22 protein-coding genes and 2 pseudogenes are annotated in these 21,300 nt (G+C 71.3%); 16 read left to right on the top strand and 8 right to left on the bottom strand.

The genetic code is table 11. The features are described 5' to 3' along the window. The first annotated feature begins 181 nt into the window (after positions 1 to 181). Both H1D24_RS12705 and H1D24_RS12700 read left to right on the top strand, forming a co-directional pair. A complete protein-coding gene (locus H1D24_RS12705) occupies positions 182 to 847 on the top strand; it encodes a response regulator (protein WP_181657574.1) in 666 nt (221 codons plus the stop codon). Beyond that, a complete protein-coding gene (locus H1D24_RS12700; protein WP_181657573.1) occupies positions 844 to 1,947 on the top strand; it encodes a sensor histidine kinase in 1,104 nt (367 codons plus the stop codon). Before H1D24_RS12705 ends, H1D24_RS12700 begins: the two co-directional genes overlap by 4 nt. Before the next feature lie 43 nt (positions 1,948 to 1,990). On the opposite strand, the gene H1D24_RS12695 is transcribed toward H1D24_RS12700, so the two are convergent. After that, positions 1,991 to 2,956 carry an aldo/keto reductase gene (locus H1D24_RS12695; protein ID WP_181657572.1) on the bottom strand — a complete coding sequence of 322 codons (966 nt, stop codon included), beginning with the start codon at positions 2,954 to 2,956 and terminating at the stop codon, positions 1,991 to 1,993. A 178-nt stretch (positions 2,957 to 3,134) separates the two neighbouring features. After that, positions 3,135 to 3,488: a VOC family protein gene (locus H1D24_RS12690; RefSeq protein WP_181657571.1), complete on the bottom strand. Its 354-nt coding sequence runs from the start codon at positions 3,486 to 3,488 to the stop codon at positions 3,135 to 3,137. A 114-nt stretch (positions 3,489 to 3,602) separates the two neighbouring features. On the opposite strand from H1D24_RS12690, the gene H1D24_RS12685 reads away from it, so the two are divergent. Continuing rightward, on the top strand, positions 3,603 to 4,097 hold the full coding sequence (locus H1D24_RS12685) for a phage holin family protein (RefSeq protein ID WP_181657570.1): 495 nt from the start codon (positions 3,603 to 3,605) through the stop codon (positions 4,095 to 4,097). A 6-nt stretch (positions 4,098 to 4,103) separates the two neighbouring features. Continuing rightward, a complete protein-coding gene (locus tag H1D24_RS12680) occupies positions 4,104 to 5,180 on the top strand; it encodes an SDR family oxidoreductase (protein WP_181657569.1) in 1,077 nt (358 codons plus the stop codon). A gap of 46 nt (positions 5,181 to 5,226) precedes the next feature. Here the strand turns inward: H1D24_RS12680 and H1D24_RS12675 are convergent, their stop codons facing one another. Together H1D24_RS12675 and H1D24_RS12670 are read right to left on the bottom strand one after the other, a co-directional pair. Continuing rightward, complete coding sequence (locus H1D24_RS12675; protein WP_181657568.1) at positions 5,227 to 5,592, bottom strand: hypothetical protein; 366 nt, start codon at positions 5,590 to 5,592, stop codon at positions 5,227 to 5,229. Between the two features lie 96 nt (positions 5,593 to 5,688). Then, positions 5,689 to 6,648, bottom strand: coding sequence for an LLM class F420-dependent oxidoreductase (locus tag H1D24_RS12670; protein ID WP_181657567.1), 960 nt, complete (start codon positions 6,646 to 6,648; stop codon positions 5,689 to 5,691). 339 nt (positions 6,649 to 6,987) lie between these two features. Here H1D24_RS12670 and H1D24_RS12665 point away from each other — a divergent pair, with 339 nt between their 5' ends. From H1D24_RS12665 to H1D24_RS12615, 11 genes and pseudogenes are all read left to right on the top strand, one after another. After that, entirely contained in the window at positions 6,988 to 8,313 is a 1,326-nt protein-coding gene (locus H1D24_RS12665) for an NAD(P)/FAD-dependent oxidoreductase (RefSeq protein WP_181657566.1), read from the top strand. Further along, positions 8,310 to 10,166 (top strand): transketolase, encoded by a 1,857-nt coding sequence (locus tag H1D24_RS12660; RefSeq protein ID WP_181657565.1) that lies wholly within the window; start codon positions 8,310 to 8,312, stop codon positions 10,164 to 10,166. The genes H1D24_RS12665 and H1D24_RS12660 overlap by 4 nt, the downstream gene beginning before the upstream one ends. A 188-nt stretch (positions 10,167 to 10,354) precedes the next feature. Then, positions 10,355 to 10,766, top strand: a pseudogene (ligD, locus tag H1D24_RS12655) (non-homologous end-joining DNA ligase LigD); the annotation flags it as partial. Between the two features lie 80 nt (positions 10,767 to 10,846). Continuing rightward, complete coding sequence (locus tag H1D24_RS12650) at positions 10,847 to 11,182, top strand: gas vesicle protein GvpO (protein WP_181657564.1); 336 nt, start codon at positions 10,847 to 10,849, stop codon at positions 11,180 to 11,182. 53 nt (positions 11,183 to 11,235) lie between these two features. Further along, positions 11,236 to 11,688: a gas vesicle structural protein GvpA gene (locus tag H1D24_RS12645; protein ID WP_181657563.1), complete on the top strand. Its 453-nt coding sequence runs from the start codon at positions 11,236 to 11,238 to the stop codon at positions 11,686 to 11,688. Next, positions 11,685 to 12,449, top strand: coding sequence for a GvpL/GvpF family gas vesicle protein (locus H1D24_RS12640; protein ID WP_181657562.1), 765 nt, complete (start codon positions 11,685 to 11,687; stop codon positions 12,447 to 12,449). Before H1D24_RS12645 ends, H1D24_RS12640 begins: the two co-directional genes overlap by 4 nt. Positions 12,450 to 12,552: 103 nt before the next feature. Further along, positions 12,553 to 12,810, top strand: a complete 258-nt coding sequence (locus tag H1D24_RS12635) for a gas vesicle protein GvpG (RefSeq protein WP_181657561.1) — start codon at positions 12,553 to 12,555, stop codon at positions 12,808 to 12,810. A gap of 10 nt (positions 12,811 to 12,820) precedes the next feature. Continuing rightward, positions 12,821 to 13,138: pseudogene (locus H1D24_RS12630) on the top strand (gas vesicle protein); the annotation flags it as partial. 785 nt (positions 13,139 to 13,923) lie between these two features. Then, positions 13,924 to 14,763 carry a GvpL/GvpF family gas vesicle protein gene (locus H1D24_RS12625; RefSeq protein ID WP_181657694.1) on the top strand — a complete coding sequence of 280 codons (840 nt, stop codon included), beginning with the start codon at positions 13,924 to 13,926 and terminating at the stop codon, positions 14,761 to 14,763. Beyond that, on the top strand, positions 14,760 to 14,984 hold the full coding sequence (locus H1D24_RS12620; RefSeq protein ID WP_181657560.1) for a gas vesicle protein: 225 nt from the start codon (positions 14,760 to 14,762) through the stop codon (positions 14,982 to 14,984). Before H1D24_RS12625 ends, H1D24_RS12620 begins: the two co-directional genes overlap by 4 nt. Before the next feature lie 34 nt (positions 14,985 to 15,018). Beyond that, complete coding sequence (locus H1D24_RS12615; RefSeq protein WP_181657559.1) at positions 15,019 to 15,333, top strand: gas vesicle protein K; 315 nt, start codon at positions 15,019 to 15,021, stop codon at positions 15,331 to 15,333. Positions 15,334 to 15,428: 95 nt separating this feature from the next. Here the strand turns inward: H1D24_RS12615 and H1D24_RS12610 are convergent, their stop codons facing one another. The 3 genes from H1D24_RS12610 to H1D24_RS12600 all read right to left on the bottom strand — a co-directional run bounded on the left by H1D24_RS12610 (position 15,429) and on the right by H1D24_RS12600 (position 18,318). After that, on the bottom strand, positions 15,429 to 15,599 hold the full coding sequence (locus tag H1D24_RS12610; protein WP_181657558.1) for a hydrophobic protein: 171 nt from the start codon (positions 15,597 to 15,599) through the stop codon (positions 15,429 to 15,431). A 135-nt stretch (positions 15,600 to 15,734) separates the two neighbouring features. Further along, on the bottom strand, positions 15,735 to 16,544 hold the full coding sequence (locus H1D24_RS12605; RefSeq protein WP_181657557.1) for a class I SAM-dependent methyltransferase: 810 nt from the start codon (positions 16,542 to 16,544) through the stop codon (positions 15,735 to 15,737). Positions 16,545 to 16,701: 157 nt separating this feature from the next. Then, complete coding sequence (locus H1D24_RS12600; RefSeq protein WP_181657556.1) at positions 16,702 to 18,318, bottom strand: bifunctional phosphatase PAP2/diacylglycerol kinase family protein; 1,617 nt, start codon at positions 18,316 to 18,318, stop codon at positions 16,702 to 16,704. Between the two features lie 194 nt (positions 18,319 to 18,512). On the opposite strand from H1D24_RS12600, the gene H1D24_RS12595 reads away from it, so the two are divergent. Then, entirely contained in the window at positions 18,513 to 20,132 is a 1,620-nt protein-coding gene (locus H1D24_RS12595) for an ATP-binding cassette domain-containing protein (protein WP_181657555.1), read from the top strand. A gap of 4 nt (positions 20,133 to 20,136) precedes the next feature. Here H1D24_RS12595 and H1D24_RS12590 read toward each other — a convergent pair whose 3' ends face one another. Further along, complete coding sequence (locus tag H1D24_RS12590; protein ID WP_181657554.1) at positions 20,137 to 21,246, bottom strand: baeRF2 domain-containing protein; 1,110 nt, start codon at positions 21,244 to 21,246, stop codon at positions 20,137 to 20,139. Between the last annotated feature and the right edge of the window lie 54 nt (positions 21,247 to 21,300).

Genomic DNA, 21,300 nt, shown 5'->3' with positions numbered 1-21,300 from the left:
CGTCATGCTCTCAAGGATTGGTGGTGCATCCGGTTTCAACCATCCGGCAGATGTCCGGAGTCGCCCCCGCCGACTGGCTGGCCTCGCCCCGCCTCCCGGCCGGACCGGGTGTCGGGCACGCGCCGGGTGGCCCTCCGCATGGTACGAATCGGACAGTGGTCCGGTGGCGAGTGGAGCACGCGTGATCCGGGTAGTGGTGGTCGACGACGAGGCCCTGATCCGTACGGGCTTCCAGCACATCCTCGACGCGGCGGACGACATCGAGGTCGTGGGTGCCGTCCCCGGCGGCCAGGCCGTCCGGACGGTGCAGGAGACACGCCCCGACGTCGTGCTGCTGGACATCAGGATGCCGGACGTCGACGGACTCACCGTCCTGACCGATCTGCTCCGGCTGCCCCATCCGCCGGTGGTGGCCATGCTCACGACGTTCGACATGGACGAGTACGTGGCGACGGCGCTTCGCTCGGGTGCCGCGGGCTTCCTGCTGAAGGACACCGATCCCGAGGAGCTCCCGTATCTGGTGCGCGCGCTGGCCGACGGCGGCGCCGTACTGTCGTCCAAGGTCACCCGGACGGTCGTGGACGGCTATCTGGGGGCGGGCTCCCAGGAATCCGCGGCCCGGAGCCTCGACCGGCTGACCGACCGCGAGCGCGCCGTACTGGTCCTCATCGCCGAGGGGCTGTCCAACGCGGACATCGCCACACGGATGCACCTGAGCACCGGCACGGTCAAGGACCATGTGAGCGCCATCCTCACCAAGCTGGAGGTGGGCGGCCGCGTCCAGGCCGCCCTGCTCGCCGAACGGGCCGGACTCCTCAAGCCGCCACGGGACGAGGAGGCGGGATGATTCCGCGCCGCCTGACCGCCCCGCTGCTGAACGCCACCCTCGTCGCGGCGGCACTGGTCGATGTCTGGGTCAATGTCGACCCTGCCGCGACGCTGCGCATGACATGGGCCCTGGCCGCCGCCGTCGCGCTTCTGCTGCGCCGACGCCTGCCGCTGCTCACCTTCCTGCTCTCCCTTCCCGCCGTCCTGCTCTCCGACGCGATCTTCGCCGCGCTGGCCGCGCTGTACACGCTCGCCTCGCTCACCCGCAGCCGCATCCTGCTGGCCGTCTGCGCGCTGGCGTTCACGCTGAGCGACATGACCTCGTGGCCATCGCCGAACCTCGACCTCTTCCATCCCCCGACCCTGATCACTCTGGGCTACACCGCGGCGACGGCGGCGGCTCCCGTCTTCCTGGGCCAGCTGGTCCAGGCACGGCGTGATCTGTCGCTGCGGCTGGCCGAGATCTCCGAGGCCCGCGACCACGAGCGGCTGCTGACCGCCCAGGCCGTGCTGGCCAAGGAACGCGCTCAGCTCGCCCGGGAGATGCACGACGTGGTCTCCCACCAGGTCAGTCTGATCGCGGTGCGTGCCGGAGCACTCCAGGTCGGCACCCGGGACGCGGAAGCCAAGGAAGCCGCGGCCACCATCCGGCGGCTGAGCGTGCAGACCCTGGACGAGCTGCGGCACATGGTCAGCGTCCTGCGCGCCTCGGGCGGCCGCCCCGCGGAGCTGACCCCGCAGCCGTCCCTGGCCGACCTCCAGCGGCTGGTCGACAGCAGCGGCATCGAGGCCGAGCTCACGACGGACCTGCCCGGCAGCCCTCCGCCGACCGTTCAGCGCGCCATCTACCGCACCGTCCAGGAAGCGCTGACCAACGTGCGCAAGCACGCCCCCGGAGCCACCGCGACGGTGCACATCGCCCACGAGGGCGGCGCCGTCCGCGTCACCGTCACCAACACCGCACCGACCCGGCCCGCGCTCCCTCTGCCGAGTGCGCACTACGGTCTGGTGGGTCTGCGGCAGCGCGCCGCCCTCCTCGGTGGCACGGTCACCTCCGGCCCGACACCCGAGGGCGGCTACCAGCTGCGTCTGGAGCTGCCGGCCGAGGGCACGGCGTGACCGGCTGTGCCATGGCGGGGGCCCTGCGACGGCCCTCCGCGGATCAGGCGTAGAAGTTCCGCTGCCACCTGTGCTTGGCCAGGACCGCGAGCTGGTCGGCGGTGAGCGGCCGCCCGTCGCTCACGGCCGTGTTGCGCTCCACGTTGCGTACGGTGCGCATGCCGGGGATGACGGTGGAGACGGCCGGCGAACTCAGTACGAACCGCAACGCGGTCGCAGCGATCTCGTCAGGCGCGATGCCGAGGTCGGCGACGATCGCGGCAACCCGCTGTTCGACCTGTGCCGGGCGGTCGTCGCGGAAGTACCGGTTGCGCCAGTCGCCCTCGGGGAACGTGGTGTCAGCGGTGATGCGACCGGTGAGACCGCCCTCGTCCAGTGCCACCCGCACGATGACGCCGACGCCGTGCTCCTCACAGGCCGGAAGCAGCGCGTCGGCGGGCGCCTGGTCGAAGATGTTGTAGATGACCTGCACGCTGTCCACGGCGCCGCTGCGTACGAGCGCGAGTGCGTTGTCGGGCTGGTGGTCGTTCACGGAGACGCCGAACAGGCGGATCTTCCCCTCCTGCTTCAGATCGGCGATCGTCTCCAGCCAGTCGCCACGGCCGACCCATTCATCGCTCCAGACATGGAACTGCAGTACGTCGAAGTGGTCCAGGCCGCTCGCGCGCAGGCTGGTCTCCAGGCTCGTACGGATGTGCTCGCCGGGGAACGTCTCGGCCGGGTCCAGGCCGTCGGGTGCCGGCCAGATGCCGTTCTTCGGCGGCACTTTGGTCGCGACGAGCACCTCGTCGCCGGCCTGCTCGCGGATCACGCGGCCGACGATCCGCTCACTCTCGCCGTAACCGCGCGCGGTATCGATGAAGTTCACGCCCAGGTCGATGGCACGGTGCAGGGCGCGCACGGATTCGTCCTCCGTGGCACCCACCCAGGCCGACTCGCCGATACCCCACGCGCCGTATCCGATCTCGGACACGGACAGTCCACTGCGTCCCAGCTCGCGGTAGCGCACCCTGAATCCTCCACGTCATGGTCCTGGTCCCGGCCGAGCCGGGGCTTCCACCAGGAAGCGCGTCGACGATACGGGGCTTGGGCGGCGGGGTCACATGGGTTTTGCGCGGCCGTCGTGAGAGTGCTCCGGGTTCGGCCGCGCACGGCCCCGGGCGCTCCCCAGGGGCTGCATCGCGGGCTTACATCACGGTGCGCCGGTCCACGTACTCGAAGACGGACCCGTCCGGGTGCAGGGCTATCAGGTTGCGGCCCGCCGGGGTGCGGAGCGGGCCGGCGAGGATGCGGGCGCCCGAGGCGCTCAGCACGTCGCCGGCCTCGTCGACGTCCTTCACCGCGATCGTCGCTGACACCTTCCGCAGTACCTCGAGTTCCTGCTCGGGGCCGCTCATCAGCAGAAAGCACCCGACCGCGGCGACCGACACACCCCCACGCTCGAAACGGAGGGCTTCGCTGCCCGCTATCCGCTCGTAGAAGGGGACCGAGGCCTCCAGGTCCTCGACGCAGACACGGAGAGTTGTTCCGAGGATCTCCATACGGGTGAGCCTAGTTGGGGCCGGCCGGGGGCGAGATCGATTCGGGCGATCGTCCGCCGGTGGGCACCCGTCTGCGCGGCGTTACACACGGTGGCGCCCGGGTACCCGGGCGCCATGAACCGCTTGGATCATCTGGAACACCTGGACAAGGGTCTTGTCGACGAGCTCGCCCAGGTCGCCCGCGAGACCGTGCGGGACGAACTGCGCGAGCAGAGCAGGAAGCGGCGCCGCACTGCCGCGCTGTATGCGGCGTCCGGGGCCGCGGCGCTGTACGCGGGCGCCGCCCTCGCACTGGCCGTCGGACTCGCCCTGGCCCTCGCCCTGCCCGGCTGGGCGGCCGCCCTGATCACGGCCGCGCTGCTCGCCGTCGCCGCCGTCGTGCTGCGCAACACGGCACGCCCCTCGGCCGGCCAGGCCACTCCCGAGCGCCTCGCCGAAGCCGAACGCGCCGGTGAGACGCCCGGCACCTCCTACGGCGTGCCCTCTGTGCCGGTCGTGCCGCCCACGGGGGGTACCGGTGCGCCTCCGGTGCCGCCGGTGCCGCCCGCCGTGCCGCCGTCACCGGGCACCGGCGCGACCGGGCCCGAGGCCCCGCACCACCGGGCGTAGTGGGCCATGAGGTTCGGCAGCCGCAGGACCGTCGTGGTGACCGGCGCCAGCGCGGGCGTCGGCCGGGCCACCGCCCGTGCCTTCGCCGCCCGTGGTGACCGCGTCGCGCTGCTGGCCCGCGGCCGGGACGGGCTCGCGGCGGCTGCCGACGAGGTGCAGCGCGCGGGCGGCGAAGCGCTCGTCGTGCCCGTCGACATGGCCGACCCCAAGGCCGTTGAGGACGCCGCGGAGCAGGTCGAGGAGACGCTGGGGCCCATCGACGTCTGGGTCAACAACGCGTTCGCAGGCGTGTTCGCGCCCTTCATGGAGATCAGCGCGGACGAGTTCCGCCGGGTCACGGAAGTGACGTATCTCGGGTACGTGTCCGGCACACGGGCCGCCCTGCGCCATATGCTGCCGCGCGATCGCGGCACGATCGTCCAGGTCGGCTCCGCGCTCGCCTATCGCGGCATCCCGCTCCAGACCGCGTACTGCGGTGCCAAGCACGCCATCCAGGGCTTCAACGAGTCACTGCGCTGCGAACTTCTGCACCAGGGCAGCAAGGTACGCACCACGATGGTGCAGCTCCCCGCCGTCAATACTCCCCAGTTCGACTGGGTGCTGGACCGGCTGCCGGGCCGTGCGCGGCCCGTCGCCCCCATCTACCAGCCCGAAGTGGCCGCCCGCGCCATCGTCCACGCGGCCGTGCATCCGCGGCGCCGCGAGTACTGGGTGGGCGGCTCCACCGCCGCCGCCCTCGTCGCGAACGCGGTCGCACCAGGCATGGTGGAGCGCTACCTGGCCCGCACCGCGTACGACGCGCAGCAGACCCCGGGCCTCCCACCGCCCGAGACGGCCAACCTGTGGGCCCCCGCCGACGGGCCGCACGGCCACGACTACGGGGCGCACGGACGGTTCGACGCCGAGGCCCAGCCGGGCGATGTGCAGGAGTGGTTCTCCCGCAACCGCGACCGCGTGGGCCTGGGCGTGACCGCGACTGCGGCCGCTGCTGCGGCGGCGCTGGCAGGACGCCGGTTCACGAGGCTGACCCGCCCGACGCGCCCCACGCGGTTCTCGCTGCCGCGGATCACGCTGCGCCGCTGACAGCCACGTAGCCGCTGCCGCTGACAACAAGCAGGTACGAGCCGCCTCAGACGCCGGGCGTGTCAGTGACCGCGCCGGGCCTCAGCGGCAGATCGCCGAACGCGAAGCGCACCCTCGTGATGTCCTCCGGTTCGGCCGTCACCGGGCGGCCGAAGTGCTCGCCGAGCGCGGGAGCGAGGGCGTACAGCCGGATGCGCTCCTCCGGGCTGTACGCGGGGAAGCGCGCCCACCCCTTTTCGGCCAGCTCCTGGGCCATGTGCTGCACGAGGTTGACCCGGAACCGGTGTTCCTCGTCGGGCGTGAACGGTGTCCGGTAGTCCTCGTCCGTGGGTGTCCGGTAGTCCTCGTCCGTGAGCGGCGTCGGAGCGTCGTCGCCTGACAGGATGCGTACGTTGCGCAGGTCTCGGACCATGGATGACTCCGCTCGGCAGACAGGGTTGATCGCCGCCGCCATCGTCTCAGGCAGGCGGGACCGCCGGCGAGCCGGGTCACGGGGCCGGGGGGACGCTCACCCCCGCTGCAGTTGCGGCAGCACCTTCGTGCGGTAGAAGTCGAAGAACGCCTGCTGGTCGGGGCCGATCTGGTTGACGTAGATGCGGTCGAACCCTGCCTCCTCGAAGGCCAGCAGCGCCCGGACGTGCTGCTCGACGTCGTCGCCGCACACCACGTTCTCCGCGACCATCTCGTCGGTGATCAGCGGCTCCAGCTGCTCGAAGTGGCGCGGGCTGGGCAGCACCTGGCCCATCTCGCCGGGCAGCAGCTGGTTCGACCAGAGCCGGCGCACCGTGGCGACCGCGGCGTCCCGGTCAGTGCCGTAGCACACCTTCGTACCGCCGAGCACCGGCTTGGCTCCCCCGCCGCCCTTGCGGAACTGGGACACCATCGACTCGTCGGGTGTCATCGTGATGTAGCCGTCGGCCACCCGTGCCGCGAGGGCCGTGGCCTGGGGGCCGAAGCCGGAGACGTCGATGGGTACGGGCTCGTCGGGCACGGTGTACAGGCGTGCGTTCTCCACGGTGTAGTGCTTGCCGTAGTGGTTGACCCACTTGCCCTCGAAGAGCTCGCGCATGACGAGGATCGCCTCTTCGAGCATCTCCAGGCGTTTGTGGGCCGGAGGCCATGCGGCGCCGATGATGTGCTCGTTGAGCGCCTCGCCGCTGCCGACGCCCAGCCGGAAGTTACCGCCCGTCATGACCGCGCTCGTCGCCGCGGCCTGGGCGACGACCGCCGGGTGGATCCGCATCGTGGGGCAGGTGACCGCCGTCTCGACGGGCAGCGAGACCGCCTCGGCCAGCGCGCCGATCACCGACCAGACGAAGGGGCTCTGCCCCTGTGCGTCGTTCCACGGGTGGTAGTGGTCGGAGATCCACAGCGACTGGAATCCAGCCTGCTCGGCCATCCGCGCCTGCTCCACGAGGGCTGCCGGGCCGAATTCCTCCGCTGCCATGAAGTAGCCGTACTCGGCCATGGCGTCACCTCCGGAAGGGCGGTTCGAGGTCGCATCCCGGGTAACCACGGCGGCATGGACGGAAACCCGGGGCGCGGCGGCGCGGAAGGAGACGGCGGCAGGGGCGGCAGGGGCGGAGACGGTGGCCGTGGCGGCTCGGGCTGAAACGGTGGCCGTGGCGGGCCCGCGACGTTTGCCGAACCCCTGCGGGGGGACGCGGGAAGCGCTGCGGTCGACGGCCCCTGGCCGTCGTAGCCCCGTGGCGGGCGTCCCCCGTAGTCGACGGCCGTACCCGCCGGAACCGCCGGCCGCGCCCGCCAGGCGACCCGCCACCCCTTCCCGACCGTTCCGGAGGCCCTCGTGAGCCGATCCCGAATCGTGATCGTCGGAGCCGGTTTCGCCGGCTACCGGACCGCCCGCACCCTGTCCCGCCTCAGCCGCGGCAAGGCGGACATCACGCTGCTCAACCCGACCGACTACTTCCTGTATCTGCCGCTGCTGCCCCAGGTCGCCGCCGGCGTCCTCGAACCGCGCCGGGTCACCGTCTCGCTGTCCGGCACCCTGCCGCACGTACGACTCGTGCTCGGCGAGGCCGACGACATCGACCTGGACCGGCGCACCGTCCGCTACCAGGGCCCGGAGGGCGATCGGGGCGAGCTGTCGTACGACCGGCTCGTACTCGCCGTCGGCAGTGTCAACAAGCTGCTGCCCGTCCCCGGTGTCGCCGAGCACGCACACGGCTTCCGCGGACTGCCCGAGGCGCTGTACCTGCGCGACCACGTCACCCGCCAGATAGAGCTGGCCGCGATCGCCCCGGACCCCGAGACATGCCGCGCCCGCAGCACCTTCGTCGTGGTCGGCGCCGGCTACACCGGCACCGAGGTCGCCGCGCACGGGCAGCTGTTCACCGACGAACTGGTGCGCAAGCATGCGCTGCGCAAGGGCATACGGCCACACTGGATGCTGCTCGACATCGCGCCCCGCGTGCTGCCGGAGCTCGACCGCCGGCTGTCCGACACCGCCGACCGCGTGCTGCGCGGCCGCGGCGTCGGCGTACGCACCCGGACGTCCGTGAAGGAGGCCACGCGGGACGGGGTCCTGCTCGACGACGGCCAGTTCGTGGACACCCGCACCCTCGTCTGGTGCGTGGGCGTACGGCCCGACCCGCTCGTCGGCGACCTCGGGAGGCCGCTGGAGCGCGGGCGGCTGCTCGTCGACCCGTTCCTCAACGTGCCGGGGCACCCCGACGTGTTCGCGTGCGGCGACGCGGCCGCCGTGCCCGATCTGTACAACCCCGGGCAGTACACGACGATGACCGGGCAGCACGCCTGGCGGCAGGGCAAGGTCGCCGCCCGCAACGTCGCCGCCTCGCTCGGGTTCGGCGAGCGGCGTGCGTACCGGCACCGCCCCGTGGGCTTCACCGTCGACCTCGGTGGAGTCAAGGCCGCCGCCAACCCCTTCGGCGTGCCGCTGTCCGGCCCGCTCGCCGGAGCCGTCACCCACGGCTACCACCTGGCCGCGATGCCCGGCAACCGCGTCCGCGTCGCCGCCGACTGGCTGCTGGACGCCGTACTGCCGCGCCAAGCGGTGCAACTCGGCCTGGTGCGCTCCTGGGCGGTGCCGCTCGACACCGCGTCGCCCGAACTCGCCCGCATGTCCGGAGCCCCCAGGGAGGACTCGCGATGACCGCCACCAAGACGGGTGAACTCACCGCGCTCGCCCGGCAGTTGCGCGTCGACTCGGTGCGCGCGGCCGCCGCGGCGGGCTCCGGCCATCCCACCTCGTCGATGTCCGCCGCCGACCTGATGGCCGTCCTGCTGGCCCACCACCTCCGCTACGACTTCGAGCGCCCCGAACACCCCGGCAACGACCGCTTCATCCTGTCCAAGGGCCACGCCTCGCCCCTGCTGTACTCCGCGTACAAGGCCGCCGGGGCGATCAACGAGACGGAACTGCTCACCTACCGCCGGCTCGGCAGCCGCCTCGAGGGGCATCCGACGCCGCGGCGGCTGCCGTGGGTCGAGGTGGCCACCGGGTCCCTCGGGCAGGGTCTGCCCGTCGGCGTCGGCATGGCGCTGTCCGGCAAGCGGCTCGAACGGATCGGCTACCGGGTGTGGGTGCTGTGCGGCGACAGCGAACTCACCGAGGGCTCCGTCTGGGAGGCGGCCGAGCACGCCGGGTGCGAGCACCTGGACAACCTCACCGCGATCGTCGACGTCAACCGGCTCGGCCAGCGCGGCCCGACGCGCCACGGATGGGACCTGGACGCCTACGCACGCCGGTTCCAGGCCTTCGGCTGGCACACGATCAAGGTCGACGGCCACGACGTCGACGACATCGACCGCGCGTATGCCGAGGCCCGCTCGACCCTGGGGCAGCCCACCGCGATCCTCGCCCGCACGGTGAAGGGCAAGGGCGTCGAGTCCGTCCAGAACCGGGAGGGGCTGCACGGCAAGCCGCTGCCGGACGCCGAGGAGGCCATCGAGGAGCTCGGCGGGGTGCACGACGTGCGCGTGGAGGTCCAATCGCCGCCCGCCGCACGGATGTTGCACGCCGTCCGCAGCGGCCACCTCGAACTGCCGCGCTTCGAGACCGGCGACAAGGTGGCCACCCGCGACGCCTACGGGCAGGCCCTCGCCGCGCTCGGCACGGCCCGCGACGACGTGGTGGCGCTGGACGGCGAGGTGAGCGACTCCACGCGCTCAGAGTTCTTCGCCAAGGAGCACCCCGAGCGGTTCTTCGAGTGCTACATCGCCGAACAGCAGATGGTCGCCGCCGCGGTGGGGCTGGCGGCGCGTGGCTGGGTGCCGTACGCGTCGACGTTCGCGGCGTTCTTCACGCGCGCGTACGACTTCATCCGAATGGCCTCGATCAGCGGCGCCGACATCAATCTGGCCGGGTCGCACGCCGGGGTCGCCATCGGAGCGGACGGGCCCTCGCAGATGGGTCTCGAGGACCTCGCGATATTCCGCGCCGTCCACGACTCCACCGTGCTGTACCCCTGTGACGCCAACCAGACCGCACATCTCGTCGCGGCGATGGCCGAGCAGCGCGGGATCAGTTATCTCCGTACGAGCCGGGGCGAGATGCCCGTCCTCTACGGGCCCGGCGAGGAGTTCCCGGTGGGAGGCAGCAAGGTGCTGCGGATGTCCGATGCGGACCGGCTGACGGTCGTCGCGGCCGGGGTGACCGTCCACGAGGCGCTGGCGGCCTCCCGGCTGCTGGAGCGGGAGGGGATTCCGGTGCGGGTCATCGACCTGTACTCGGTCAAGCCCGTCGACCGGCGCACGCTGCGGACCGCCGCCGAGCGCACCGGATGCCTGCTCACCGTCGAGGACCACCGGCCGGAGGGCGGCCTCGGGGACGCGGTCATGGATGCGTTCGTGGACGGGGGGCCGGTGCCGAGGGTGGTGCGGCTCGCTGTTCGCACGATGCCGGGGTCTGCTGCTCCGGAGGAGCAGCTGCATGCCGCGGGCATCGATGCGGAGTCGATCGCGGCGGCTGTGCGGCTGCTCGTGGAGCAGGCCGTGGTGAGGTAGTCCCCGAACCCACCCGTTGCCGCCTGTATCGATATGCGGCTCCAACCGCGTGGTGTGGCTCCGCCCCCCGCTGATCGCCCTGCGGGCTCGTCCTCAAGGGCTGGACGGGCTGAGATCCCCGGACGGCCTGAAATCCCCGGACGGGCCAGAACTGTGGAGGGAGAGACTCCTGTGAGCGACACACGGGGGGCCGTATCGACCGGCCGGACCGCATGGTCTTCGACCTGGACCCTCCGCAGGACGACTTCGAGCCGGTACGCGAGGGAGCGCGGCTGCTCGGCGGACTGCTCGACGAGCTGAGGCTGCCGTCGGCCCTGATGACCACGGGATCCCGTGGTCCCAGACCGCTGTCGTGCCCTACACCGTCCGTGCCCGGCCCGGCGCACCCGTGGCCGTGCCCCTCGCCTGGAGTCAGCTCGACGATCCGGCCGTCGACGCCCGCCACTGGACGATCAAGGACGCCGCGGAGCAGGCTCGTACCGACCGTACCGACCCTCCCCCACTGCCTTAAGGGCGTGGGAGGTGCCCCCAGCCGGACTGCCACGGCGCGGGTGTGTGCTCGGCCCGGCCCGGCGCAGGCTCGACGCGCACCGCGGCTGAGCACGCCGCCACGCCTTGACGCCTTGATGCCGTCGAGGTTTGGACCAATCCCCACTGGCCACTCGGGCGAGGAGGTGGCCATGGGGAACACACCGAACAGAGAACACAGACGACAAAGAGAACAGCCCGCAGCGGCGGACGACCTGCCTGGCCCGATGGTGGTGCTGCGCAACGCACGCGCCCAGCTGGAGGAGCTCACGGGTATGAGCGCCGAGTCCGTCTCGTCCTTCGAGCGGACCGACGACGGCTGGAAACTGGACGTCGAGGTGCTCGAACTCGAACGGGTGCCCGACACGATGAGCCTGATGGCGAGCTACGAGGTGGATCTCGATCCACAGGGCGAGCTCATCGGCTACCGGCGCGTCCGCCGCTACGAACGCGGGAGGGCCGACACCCACCGGTCCGGCGGCCGCTAGGCGGCCACTCGTCCCGCGCCGAAACCACAGACGGACAAGGAGGACCGGTCGTCATGACCGTAGTCCCGGCAGCACAGACCGGAGGCGGAGGCGGCACCAGCGGCCTGTACGACGTCTTGGAGCTCGTCCTCGACCGAGGACTCGTCATCGATGCCTTCGTACGGGTCTCTCTCGTCGGAATCGAAATTCTCAAGATCGATGTGAGGGTCGTCGTCGCCAGTGTCGACACCTATCTGCGCTTCGCCGAGGCCTGTAACCGGCTCGACCTGGAGGCCGGGAAGAAGGCCCGGCCCGGACTGCCCGAGATGGTGGGAGAGATCACCGAGTCCGGCGCGCGCCAGAAGACCAAGGGCGCGCTGTCCGGCGCCGCCCAGACCGTGCAGGACGCCATCGGTTCGGTCCGCGAGAAGGCCGAGCAGGCGGCGGCCGACGGCGCACGCGCTCGCCGCCCGGAGGGTACGAGGCGGGCGAAGGCGGAGGAGAAGAGGGAGGAGGAGCAGGAGTGAGCACTTACGTCTACGGCATCGCTCGCCGCGCTCACCGGTCGCTCCCGGACGGCATGGAAGGCATCGGCGACCCGCCGCGCCCTGTGCGGATCGTCGCCGAGGGTGAGCTCGCCGCGATCGTCAGCGAGGCGCCCGAGGGGCTGCGGCCCAAACGGAGCGACCTGCTCGCCCACCAGAGGGTGCTGAGCGAGGCGGGCGCCGCCGGTCCGGTACTGCCCATGCGGTTCGGCAGCATCGCCCCCGACGACGAGGCGGTCCGTCATGTGCTGCAGGAGCGCGCCGGTCACTACGTGGAGCGGTTGAGGACCCTCGAGGGGAAGGTCGAGTACAACGTCAAGGCCGTGCACAACGAGGAGGCCGTGCTGCACCGCGTCATGGCGGAGAACCCTGAGATCCGCGCCATGACGGAGTCCAACCGCAAGGCGGGCGGCGGAAGTTACGAGGACCGGCTGCGCCTCGGTGAAATGGTGGTGGCCGCACTGCAGACGCGCGAGGCCGCGGACGCCGTCGAACTGCAGCACACGCTGGAACCGGTCGCTGATGCGGTCAGTGTGGGCCCGGAGTCGACGGGCTGGGTGGCGAATGTGTCGTTCCTGGTGAACCAGGACTCCGCCGAGCAGTTCCTCGCCGCCGTCGAGGAGGTGCGCAAGTCCCATCCGTATCTGGAGCTGCGCGTCAACGGCCCGCTGCCGCCCTACAGCTTCGTCGAGCCCGGGCCGTCCGAACCCGCCGAAGCCACGGCGTCCGCGAGCGCGGAGTGAGTCCGAGGTCCATGAGCGCGGACGGAGTGCGCGCGACGTCCGACGACCACGGCGTGACGTCCGACGACCACGGCTTCACGTCCAACGACAACGGAGTGAGCGTATGGGACTGCTGAGCGAGGTCCTGCTGCTGCCCGCCGCCCCGGTGCGCGGCAGCATGTGGGTGATCAGACGGGTACTCGCCGAGGCCGAGCGGGTGTACTACGACCCGGCGGCGATACGCGGCGCACTCGCCCGCCTCGAGCAGAAGCTGGAGGCGGGCGAGATCGACGCCGACGAGTTCGACCGGCTCGAGGACGAGCTCCTCGACCGGCTCGAGCAGGCCCAGGCGTATCTGATGCAACGGCCCTTCGGAGAGTGAGCCGACGCACATGACGACAGCAAGCAGGCTTCCCGAGCCGTACGGGCAGGGCAGCGGGGCCAATCTGGCCGACATCCTTGAACGAGTGCTCGACAAGGGCATCGTGATCGCCGGCGACATCCGCATCAACCTGCTCGATATCGAGCTGCTCACCGTGAAGCTGCGGCTCGTCATCGCCTCGGTCGACAAGGCGAAGGAGATGGGCATCGACTGGTGGGAGTCCGATCCGGCGCTCTCGACCCGTGCCCGCCGCGACGAACTCGCCCGCGAGAACGCGGAGCTCCAGGCACGCGTGGAGGAACTCGAGGCGAGGCGTCGACTCGAGGAGCTCCACGCGTACGAGGAGCCACGCAGGCCCGCGGAGATTCGCGGATACGAGGAGCCACGCAGGCCCGCGGAGATTCGCGGATACGAGGAGCGGCGCAGGCCCGAGGAGATCCGCGGATACGAGGAGCGGCGCAGGGCCGAGGAGGTCCCGGAATACGAGGAGCGGCGCAGGGCCGAGGAGGTTCCCGCATACGAGGACATCCCCGAGTACGAGGAGATTCGCGAGTACGAGGAGATTCGCGAGTACGAGGACCGCCGCCGGTCCGACGAGATGCCGGGGACCGAGGAGATACGCCGGACCGGCGAGGCACGCCGGACCGGCGAGGCACGCCGGCCAGACGAGGGGCGCCGGCCAGACGAGGGGCGCCGGACCGACGAGATGCGCCGGACCGACGAGGGCCCCCACCGTTCCGGCGAGCTTCGGCGGCCCGGTGAGGTACGCCGCTCCGGCGAAGGCCATCGGCCGGAGAAGGTCCGCAGGACGGGCGAGGGTCACCATCCGGGCGAGCGACGTCATCCGGGAGAGGCACGCCGGTCGGGCGAGGACAGATATCCGGGCGAGGGCCGTCATCCGGACAGGCCTCGCCGGTCCGCCGCCGCCGAGGGCCGGTCGGAGAAGCCACACCGGGCCGACGAGGTCCGCCGGTCCGAGAAGGTCCGTCGGTCCGAGGAGGCTCGCGAGTCCGACGACGTGCACCACGTCGGTGAGGACGCCCAGGACAGCCAGGACGGTGAGTACGGCCAGGACGGTGACAGCGGCCAGGACGAGGAGAGGGGATGAGCGACATGAGCGGTCTGCGCTATGTGTACGCCGTCTGCCGGCCCTTCGAAGCGCCACTGCAGGCCGAGCTCACGGGAGTCGCGGGCAACCCCCCGAAGCTGCTGCGCCACGGTGACCTGGTCGCCGTCGTCAGCGCCGTACCGGAGGGCGACTTCGCCGAGGAGCCCCTGCGCAGGCATCTGGAGGACCTGGACTGGCTGTCCGACACCGCCCGCGCCCACGAGAAGGTGATCGCGGCGCTCACCACCGTGACGAGCCCGCTGCCGCTGCGGCTGGCCACCGTGTTCCGCGACGACAGCGGTGTACGCACCATGATGGAGGACGAGGGAGAACGCCTCCACACCGCGCTGGAACGGATAGCCGGCCGAGTCGAGTGGGGCGTCAAGGTGTATGTGGACCCGGAGAAATCCGCGCCGCAGAGCCCGGCAGCCGAGCCGAAGGCGAAACCCGCGACCGGCCGCGACTATCTCCGCCGCAAGCGCGCGGAGCACGAACGGCAGGAGACCACCTGGGAACGCGCCGAGAATTTCGCCCGGCGACTGCACGAACACCTTTCCCGGCATGCGCAGGCGACACGACTGCACCCGCCCCAGAATCCAGTCCTTTCGCGTGCCCCGGGCCGCAATGTGCTCAATGCCGCGTACCTCGTCGACCGTTCCCATTCCGAGGAATTCGTCGAGCTGGTGGACCGCACGAAGGACGAGGAGCCGGGTCTGCGCGTCGAACTGACCGGGCCGTGGGCCGCGTACTCGTTCTCCAGTCTTGACGACTACGGGCAGAGGGCCGCCGAGGGCGAGTACGACCAGGGCGCCCGTGGCGCGTATGAGGGGGAGGACCGTCGATGACCGTCGTCGAACGACGTGAGATCGCCCTCGTGGATCTCCTCGACCGGCTGCTCGCCGGGGGTGTGGTCATCACCGGCGACATCACTCTGCGGATCGCGGACGTCGATCTCGTACGCATCGACCTGAACGCCCTCATCAGCTCGGTGAACAAGCAGGTGCCCTCGCCCTGGCCGGAGACGCTGCCCGAGGATCTGCCCCGGGCGCTGCCGGAGGTGTCCTGAAGTGACACACGACAGGCCTGAGGTGACACCAGAAGTGACACAGGACAGGACGCGCAAGGCGACGCAGGAAAGGGCGCGCAACCGGCTCGACCTCGAGCCCGACACCGTGGAACGCGATCTCGTCAAACTCGTCCTGACGGTCGTCGAATTGCTGCGCCAGCTGATGGAGAGGCAGGCGCTGCGCCGCGTCGATACGGGCGAGCTGAGCGAGGAGCAGGAGGAGCGGATCGGGCTGACCCTGATGCTGCTGGAAGAGCGTATGACCGAACTGCGCGAGCGGTACGGCCTGCGGCCCGAGGACCTCAACATCGACCTCGGGCCGCTGGGACCGCTGCTCCCGAGGGACTGATCGGGAGCTGGTCACGGATTACCCTTCGTCAGGGATGTGCTTTCGTCACGGAATTGCCTTACGGGATTCCGTAACGGTCTCTACCACAACGGTCTCTACCACCTGTACCAGCGGGACCTCGTTCCGGTGGCGGTGGTGCTCCGTGTCAGGAATCCGAGCAGCCAGACGACCAGGACCGCGAGTGCGATCCACCAGAGCACCTTGACTGCGAAACCGGCACCGAACAACACCAGCGCCAACAGCAGGACCAGCAGGATGGGAACCATAGTTTTCAACCTCCTGCCGAACGGGTTTCCCGCAGCGGCCCGCTTACACAGCGGCTGCCGTCTCTTTACGCCGCCTGTTTTCAAGGGCGTTCACTTTCACGGCGTTCGCTTTCGTGACGTTCGCTTTTGCGGCGTTCACTTTCGGCAGAGGATTTCTCCGTGCAGCACGGAGAACCAGGCGTCCTCCTGCCTCCCCCATTCCCGCCAGGCCTCCGAGACGGCGGTCAACTGCTCCGCTGTCGCGTGGCCGCCCGCCACAGCGCGGTCCGCATATGCCGAAGCCGTCGTACGGTCGGCCCACAGCCCGCTCCACCAGGCACGCTCCTCCGCGGTGGCGAAGCACCAGGTGGCCGACGTGGCGGTGATATCCGTGAAACCGGCCTGCAGCGCCCAGGACTTGAGACGGCGTCCCGCGTCGGGCTCACCGCCGTTGGCCCGCGCCACCCGCAGATACAGGTCCAGCCAGTCGTCCATTCCCTGAGACTGCGGATACCAGGTCATCGCCGAGTAGTCCGAGTCGCGTGCGGCGATGACGCCGCCCGGCTTGCAGACCCGGCGCATCTCCCGCAGTGCCTGTACCGGGTCGCCGACGTGCTGGAGCACCTGGTGCGCGTGGACGACGCAGAAGGAGTCGTCAGGGTAGTCCAGCGCATGGACGTCGGCGACGGTGAAGTCGACGTTGTCCAGGCCCCGTTCGGCCGCCGTGGCGCGGGCCTGGTCCAGGATTCCCGGCGCATGGTCCACGCCCGTGACGTGCCCGTCCGGGACCAGCGCCGCCAGGTCGGCGGTGATGGTGCCGGGCCCGCATCCGATGTCCAGGATCCGCATATGGGGCTTGAGCGAACCGAGCAGATAGGCGGCCGAGTTGGCGGCGGTCCGCCAGGTGTGCGAGCGCAGCACGGACTCGTGGTGGCCGTGTGTGTAGACGGCGGTCTCCTTCGGCATGGCGTTCTCCCTTTCGCGTCGCTCGGTCCCTCGCGGGCCGGCCTCCTGGGAGCCCGCGCAATGCGGACCCGGGTGAGGCTGCCACGCGGGGCGATGACGATCAGCGTACGCGGCGGCGCCGAATAATGAGACTGCTATCTCGCTATGTGGTCAGAGGTCAGAGGCCGGTCCGGGGAAGCGGTCGATAGGTGATCAACGCCCCGGGGAGCTTGTCGAGCATCAACTCGCCGCCGATCGTGGTGAGTTCGCCGTCGTACGCCATGGGGGTGCCCTCGGTGATGCCGCTCACCCGGAGCCGGCGCAGCCGCACTGCCGCGTGGAAGGGAGAGCGCGTCAGCGGGCCGGCGAGCGCTGCGGCCAGCAGCCGCGGGCCCGGCCTGCGGCCGCCGTGCACCAGGCGCACGTCCAGCAGCCCGTCCGCGAGGTCGAAGCGGCGGCCGGGGGCCAGACCCGTACGGTGGTACGTGCCGTTGCCCGCGAACAGCAGCCATAACGGCTGCTCGCGGATCGCGAACCCCGCCCGCAATGGATGCCGGTGCGCCTGCAGGACGCGTACCGTCGCGAACACCCCGGCCGCCCATCCGCCGATGCGCGGGGCCCATTGCTCGCGCTCCCGGACGAGTTCGGCGTAGACCCCGAGGCTGAGGGTGTTGAGGAAGTAGCCCTCGCTGACCCCGGAAGCCTCGCTGATGCCCGCTCCCACGCCGGTGCCGGAGGCCTCGCCGCCCCCGGAATTCTCGTCGGTGCCGGAGCCCTCGCTTCCCTCTGTCTCGTCTCCGACGCCGTCGCGTACGACGAACCGGCCGACGTCGACCGCGATCGCCTCACCACGCTCCACGGCCTGGCAGACGTTCCGTACGTCCTCGATGCCGATGTCCTGCGCAAAGTGGTTGAGCGTGCCGCCCGGGACCACCGCGAGGGGCAGTCCGTGGCGCAGCGCCACCCGCGCGGCCGCGTTCACGGTGCCGTCGCCGCCGCACACGCCGAGGGCCAGAGCCCGGCGGGCCGCGCGCTCCAACTCGTCCTTGATGTCGGCTGGTTCGCACTCCACGACCTCGGCGAGCGGCAGGGCGTCGTGCAGTGCGCGGATACGATCCGGCTGGCCCGCAGCCGTGTTCACCACGACGACCAGGCCCTGTCCTTGTGGCAGCGCGGGGGCTTCGGCGGCCGGGCGGACAGCGGGCTGCAGCTGGTCGCGGGTCGGGACGAGGCCGCGTACCGCGAATGCCGCACCCGCCCCCAGCGCCGCACCGGCCAGCACATCGCTCGGGAAGTGCACCCCGGTGTAGACGCGGGAGAGGGCGACAGCGGCCGCGACCGGAGCGACGGCCGAGCCCCAGCGGCGCGACTCCAGGGCCACACCGGTGGCGAAGGCGGCGGCGGACGCCGAGTGGCCCGAGGGAAAGGACGTCGTGATCGGCTGCCGCTTCAGCTGCCGGGTCAGCGGCACCACGTCGAGAATGGGCCGGGCGCGGCGTATGGAACGCTTGCCGACGGTGTTGATGGTCGCGGAGGCGAGCGCCAGCGATGCCGTCCCGCGGAGCGCGGCCCGCCGGGCCCGTGGCGACCGGGTCGCGGCGATGGCCGCGGCCGTGCCGAACCACAGCAGCCCGTGGTTGGCGCTTCGGCTGAGCCGGGGCAGGAACGGGTCGGCGCCGGGCCAGTGCCGCGAGGCGGCCGCCTCGAAGAGGCGGCAGTCGAGGGCGACCAGCCGGCTGAGGACGGTGTGGCGCTGCTGGAACTCGGGGACGGTGAGGTCGACGTCGGTAGACATGCAGCACGGGTACCCGCGTCGCCGGGACTGCCACCCGGCTGTGACACGGACCGCGCCCGGGACACCTGAGCATTCGCGACCCGTGACGCCCGCGTCGTGGGGAGCCGCTGCGTTCGGCTTGCGTTCGGCTTGCGTTCGGCGTTGGGCGAAAACCCGTTGCCGACGCCCCTCGGGGCCCGTCACAATCCGCGACCATGGGGCATCTGGAAGCGGCGCATCTCGAGTACTACCTGCCGGACGGGAGGGCGTTGCTCGGCGATGTCTCGTTCAGGGTCGGCGAAGGGGCGGCGGTCGCCCTGGTGGGGCCGAACGGCGCGGGCAAGACGACCCTGCTGAGGCTGATCTCCGGCGAGCTCAAGCCGCACGGCGGCACCGTCACGGTCAGCGGCGGGCTCGGAGTGATGCCGCAGTTCGTGGGTTCGGTGCGCGATGCCACGACCGTGCGCGACCTGCTCGTCTCGGTCGCGCCACCCCGTATCCGCCAGGCCGCCGAGGCGGTCGACGCAGCCGAGCACGCGATCATGACGGTCGACGACGAGGCCGCGCAGCTGCAGTACGCCCAGGCGCTCTCCGACTGGGCCGAGGCGCGGGGGTACGAGGCCGAGACGCTCTGGGACATGTGCACCACGGCCGCGCTCGGCGTCCCGTACGAGAAGGCGCAGTGGCGCGAGGTGCGCACGCTCAGCGGCGGCGAGCAGAAACGCCTCGTCCTGGAGGCGCTGCTGCGCGGCACCGACGAGGTGCTGCTCCTCGACGAGCCGGACAACTACCTCGACGTGCCCGGCAAACGCTGGCTCGAGGAACGGCTTCGCGAGACCCGCAAGACGGTGCTTTTCGTCTCGCACGACCGTGAACTCCTCGCCCGGGCTGCCGAGAAGATCGCAAGCGTGGAGCCGAGCCCGGCCGGCAGCGACGTCTGGGTGCACGGCGGCTCGTTCGCGACGTACCACGAGGCGCGGCGTGAGCGGTTCGAGCGGTTCGAGGAGCTGCGGCGGCGCTGGGACGAGAAGCACGCACAGCTCAAGAAGCTCGTCCTCGACATGCAGCAGTACGCGAAGCGGAGCGACGAGATGGCGTCCCGCTACCAGGCGGCGAAGACGCGGCTGCGGAAATTCGAGGAGGCGGGCCCGCCGCCCGAGCCGCCGCGCAAGCAGGACATCACGATGCGCCTGCACGGCGGCCGCACCGGCGTACGCGCCGTCACCTGTAAGGGCCTGGAGCTCACGGGCCTGATGAAACCGTTCGACCTGGAGGTCTTCTACGGCGAGCGGGTCGCGGTGCTCGGTTCGAACGGCTCCGGCAAGTCCCACTTCCTGCGGCTGCTGGCCGGAGACGGCGTCCGCCATGCGGGGGAGTGGAAGCTGGGGGCCCGCGTTGTGCCCGGGCACTTCGCGCAGACGCACGCCCACCCGGAACTGGAGGGACGTACGCTGCTCGACATCCTGTGGCGCGAGCACGCCAAGGACCGGGGGGCCGCCATGTCACGGCTGCGCCGCTACGAGCTGACCGGGCAGGCGGAACAGCGCTTCGAGAGGCTGTCGGGTGGGCAGCAGGCCCGCTTCCAGATCCTGCTCCTCGAGCTCGCGGGCACGACGGCTCTCCTGCTTGACGAGCCGACGGACAACCTCGACCTGGAGTCGGCCGAAGCGCTTCAGGAGGGCCTTGAGGCGTACGAGGGGACGGTGCTCGCCGTGACCCACGACCGATGGTTCGCTCGTTCGTTCGACCGGTATCTGGTCTTCGGCAGCGATGGTCGTGTGCGCGAGACCGCGGAGCCCGTGTGGGACGAGAGGCGGGTGGAGCGCACCCGCTGACGTGTCACCTCCAGCGCAGTAGCGCCCCCAGGCCGCCCGCTGGAGAGTCCAGTGGGCGGGCCGTCGCGAGGGAGCGGGCCTCGGCGTCCGTCGCCACCGCGGAACGCAGCAGCGCGTCGTCCGCGCGGGCCGGCTGAGGCTCCGGTTCGCCCAGCGGCTCCTTGACCTCCGTACGGCGTACGGCCAGCTGGTCCGGGTCCGGGCCGACCCAGACCTCGCGCCGGGCGTCGGGCGCGCCCGGCCGGACCAGCAGTTCGGCGATGCGGTGCTCCCGTGCGGCCTCGATCAGCGCCGGCACCCCCTCCACCGCGCCGGTGCGGCCCTCCTCGTCCGGGGCGAGGGCGGCCAGGAACCGCTCCAGGTCCTCCGCCGCCCGGCGCCGCGCATGGTCGGCGCGGGCCTGGTCGACCTCCTCGTCAAGCAGCCGGCTCGTCGCGCCGTGCGCGGCCTCCACCGTCTGGGGGTGCAACCGCTGCGGCAGCCGTTCGTGCACCGCACGCCGCTGGCGGTCGTCGCCCACCAGGATCAGCAGCTCGGCCCTGGTCTCCTCCTGGCACACGGTGAGCGCGTCGGCGATCTCCGCGGCGTTGTGCTCCCAGGTGTTCTCGACCCGCAGCTGGAAGTGGCGCTCGGACCAGTCCGAGGAGGCCGTACGGTGCACCGGCCACTGCCGTCCGGCCACCGCACCGGCGTCCTGGGTGCCCCGCGCGGCGCGCAGCTCGAAATCGGCGCCCCGCCGGTCGACGTACGCCACCAGGCACACCGGGTCCTCCCCGGCCAGCTCCAGCAGCGGCGCCGTGTGCGGCAAGGCTCCCCAGTGCACCTGGTCGCCGCCCGGCGCCACGGTCAGGGGCGGATCCAGGACGACGGTTCCGGCCGTGGCGAACAGGGCTCGCCCGAACGGCTCGGTGGAGAGCCGCAGGTCCTCCATCGCCGTGCGGACGGCTCGGCACGTGGCCTCGTCGGCCCCCTGCTCGGCCAGGGTGCGGGACACGGACAGGGCCTCGAGTGATCGCTCGTCGGGCGTGGACTCGGTGCGCCGCGAGGTGTCGGCGTACACGGAGGCCCACGGCCCGGGATGTTCGTAGAGTGGATTGAGGAACTCGAGATCCATGGCTTCCTCCCGGACGCCGTCCTGTGCCGTTCGTGGCGGTTCGGGTACCCGGTA

The sequence above is a fragment of the Streptomyces himalayensis subsp. himalayensis genome (assembly GCF_013778455.1).
In the GTDB taxonomy this organism is placed as follows: Bacteria; Actinomycetota; Actinomycetes; order Streptomycetales; family Streptomycetaceae; genus Streptomyces; species Streptomyces himalayensis.
Note: the sequence above shows the minus strand (reverse complement) of the source record. Positions and strands in the feature narration are given on the sequence as shown.

What these genes read in the sequence shown, in the direction of transcription:
- H1D24_RS12700 (WP_181657573.1), top strand. Translation starts at nt 844, where the DNA reads ATGATTCCGCGCCGCCTGACCGCCCCGCTGCTGAACGCCACCCTCGTC.
- H1D24_RS12620 (WP_181657560.1), top strand. Translation starts at nt 14,760, where the DNA reads ATGACCGTCGTCGAACGACGTGAGATCGCCCTCGTGGATCTCCTCGAC.
- H1D24_RS12660 (WP_181657565.1), top strand. Translation starts at nt 8,310, where the DNA reads ATGACCGCCACCAAGACGGGTGAACTCACCGCGCTCGCCCGGCAGTTG.
- H1D24_RS12635 (WP_181657561.1), top strand. Translation starts at nt 12,553, where the DNA reads ATGGGACTGCTGAGCGAGGTCCTGCTGCTGCCCGCCGCCCCGGTGCGC.
- H1D24_RS12650 (WP_181657564.1), top strand. Translation starts at nt 10,847, where the DNA reads ATGGGGAACACACCGAACAGAGAACACAGACGACAAAGAGAACAGCCC.
- H1D24_RS12605 (WP_181657557.1), bottom strand. Translation starts at nt 16,544, where the DNA reads ATGCCGAAGGAGACCGCCGTCTACACACACGGCCACCACGAGTCCGTG.
- H1D24_RS12675 (WP_181657568.1), bottom strand. Translation starts at nt 5,592, where the DNA reads ATGGTCCGAGACCTGCGCAACGTACGCATCCTGTCAGGCGACGACGCT.
- H1D24_RS12680 (WP_181657569.1), top strand. Translation starts at nt 4,104, where the DNA reads ATGAGGTTCGGCAGCCGCAGGACCGTCGTGGTGACCGGCGCCAGCGCG.
- H1D24_RS12645 (WP_181657563.1), top strand. Translation starts at nt 11,236, where the DNA reads ATGACCGTAGTCCCGGCAGCACAGACCGGAGGCGGAGGCGGCACCAGC.
- H1D24_RS12685 (WP_181657570.1), top strand. Translation starts at nt 3,603, where the DNA reads ATGAACCGCTTGGATCATCTGGAACACCTGGACAAGGGTCTTGTCGAC.
- H1D24_RS12600 (WP_181657556.1), bottom strand. Translation starts at nt 18,318, where the DNA reads ATGTCTACCGACGTCGACCTCACCGTCCCCGAGTTCCAGCAGCGCCAC.
- H1D24_RS12625 (WP_181657694.1), top strand. Translation starts at nt 13,924, where the DNA reads ATGAGCGGTCTGCGCTATGTGTACGCCGTCTGCCGGCCCTTCGAAGCG.
- H1D24_RS12595 (WP_181657555.1), top strand. Translation starts at nt 18,513, where the DNA reads ATGGGGCATCTGGAAGCGGCGCATCTCGAGTACTACCTGCCGGACGGG.
- H1D24_RS12670 (WP_181657567.1), bottom strand. Translation starts at nt 6,648, where the DNA reads ATGGCCGAGTACGGCTACTTCATGGCAGCGGAGGAATTCGGCCCGGCA.
- H1D24_RS12590 (WP_181657554.1), bottom strand. Translation starts at nt 21,246, where the DNA reads ATGGATCTCGAGTTCCTCAATCCACTCTACGAACATCCCGGGCCGTGG.
- H1D24_RS12690 (WP_181657571.1), bottom strand. Translation starts at nt 3,488, where the DNA reads ATGGAGATCCTCGGAACAACTCTCCGTGTCTGCGTCGAGGACCTGGAG.
- H1D24_RS12610 (WP_181657558.1), bottom strand. Translation starts at nt 15,599, where the DNA reads ATGGTTCCCATCCTGCTGGTCCTGCTGTTGGCGCTGGTGTTGTTCGGT.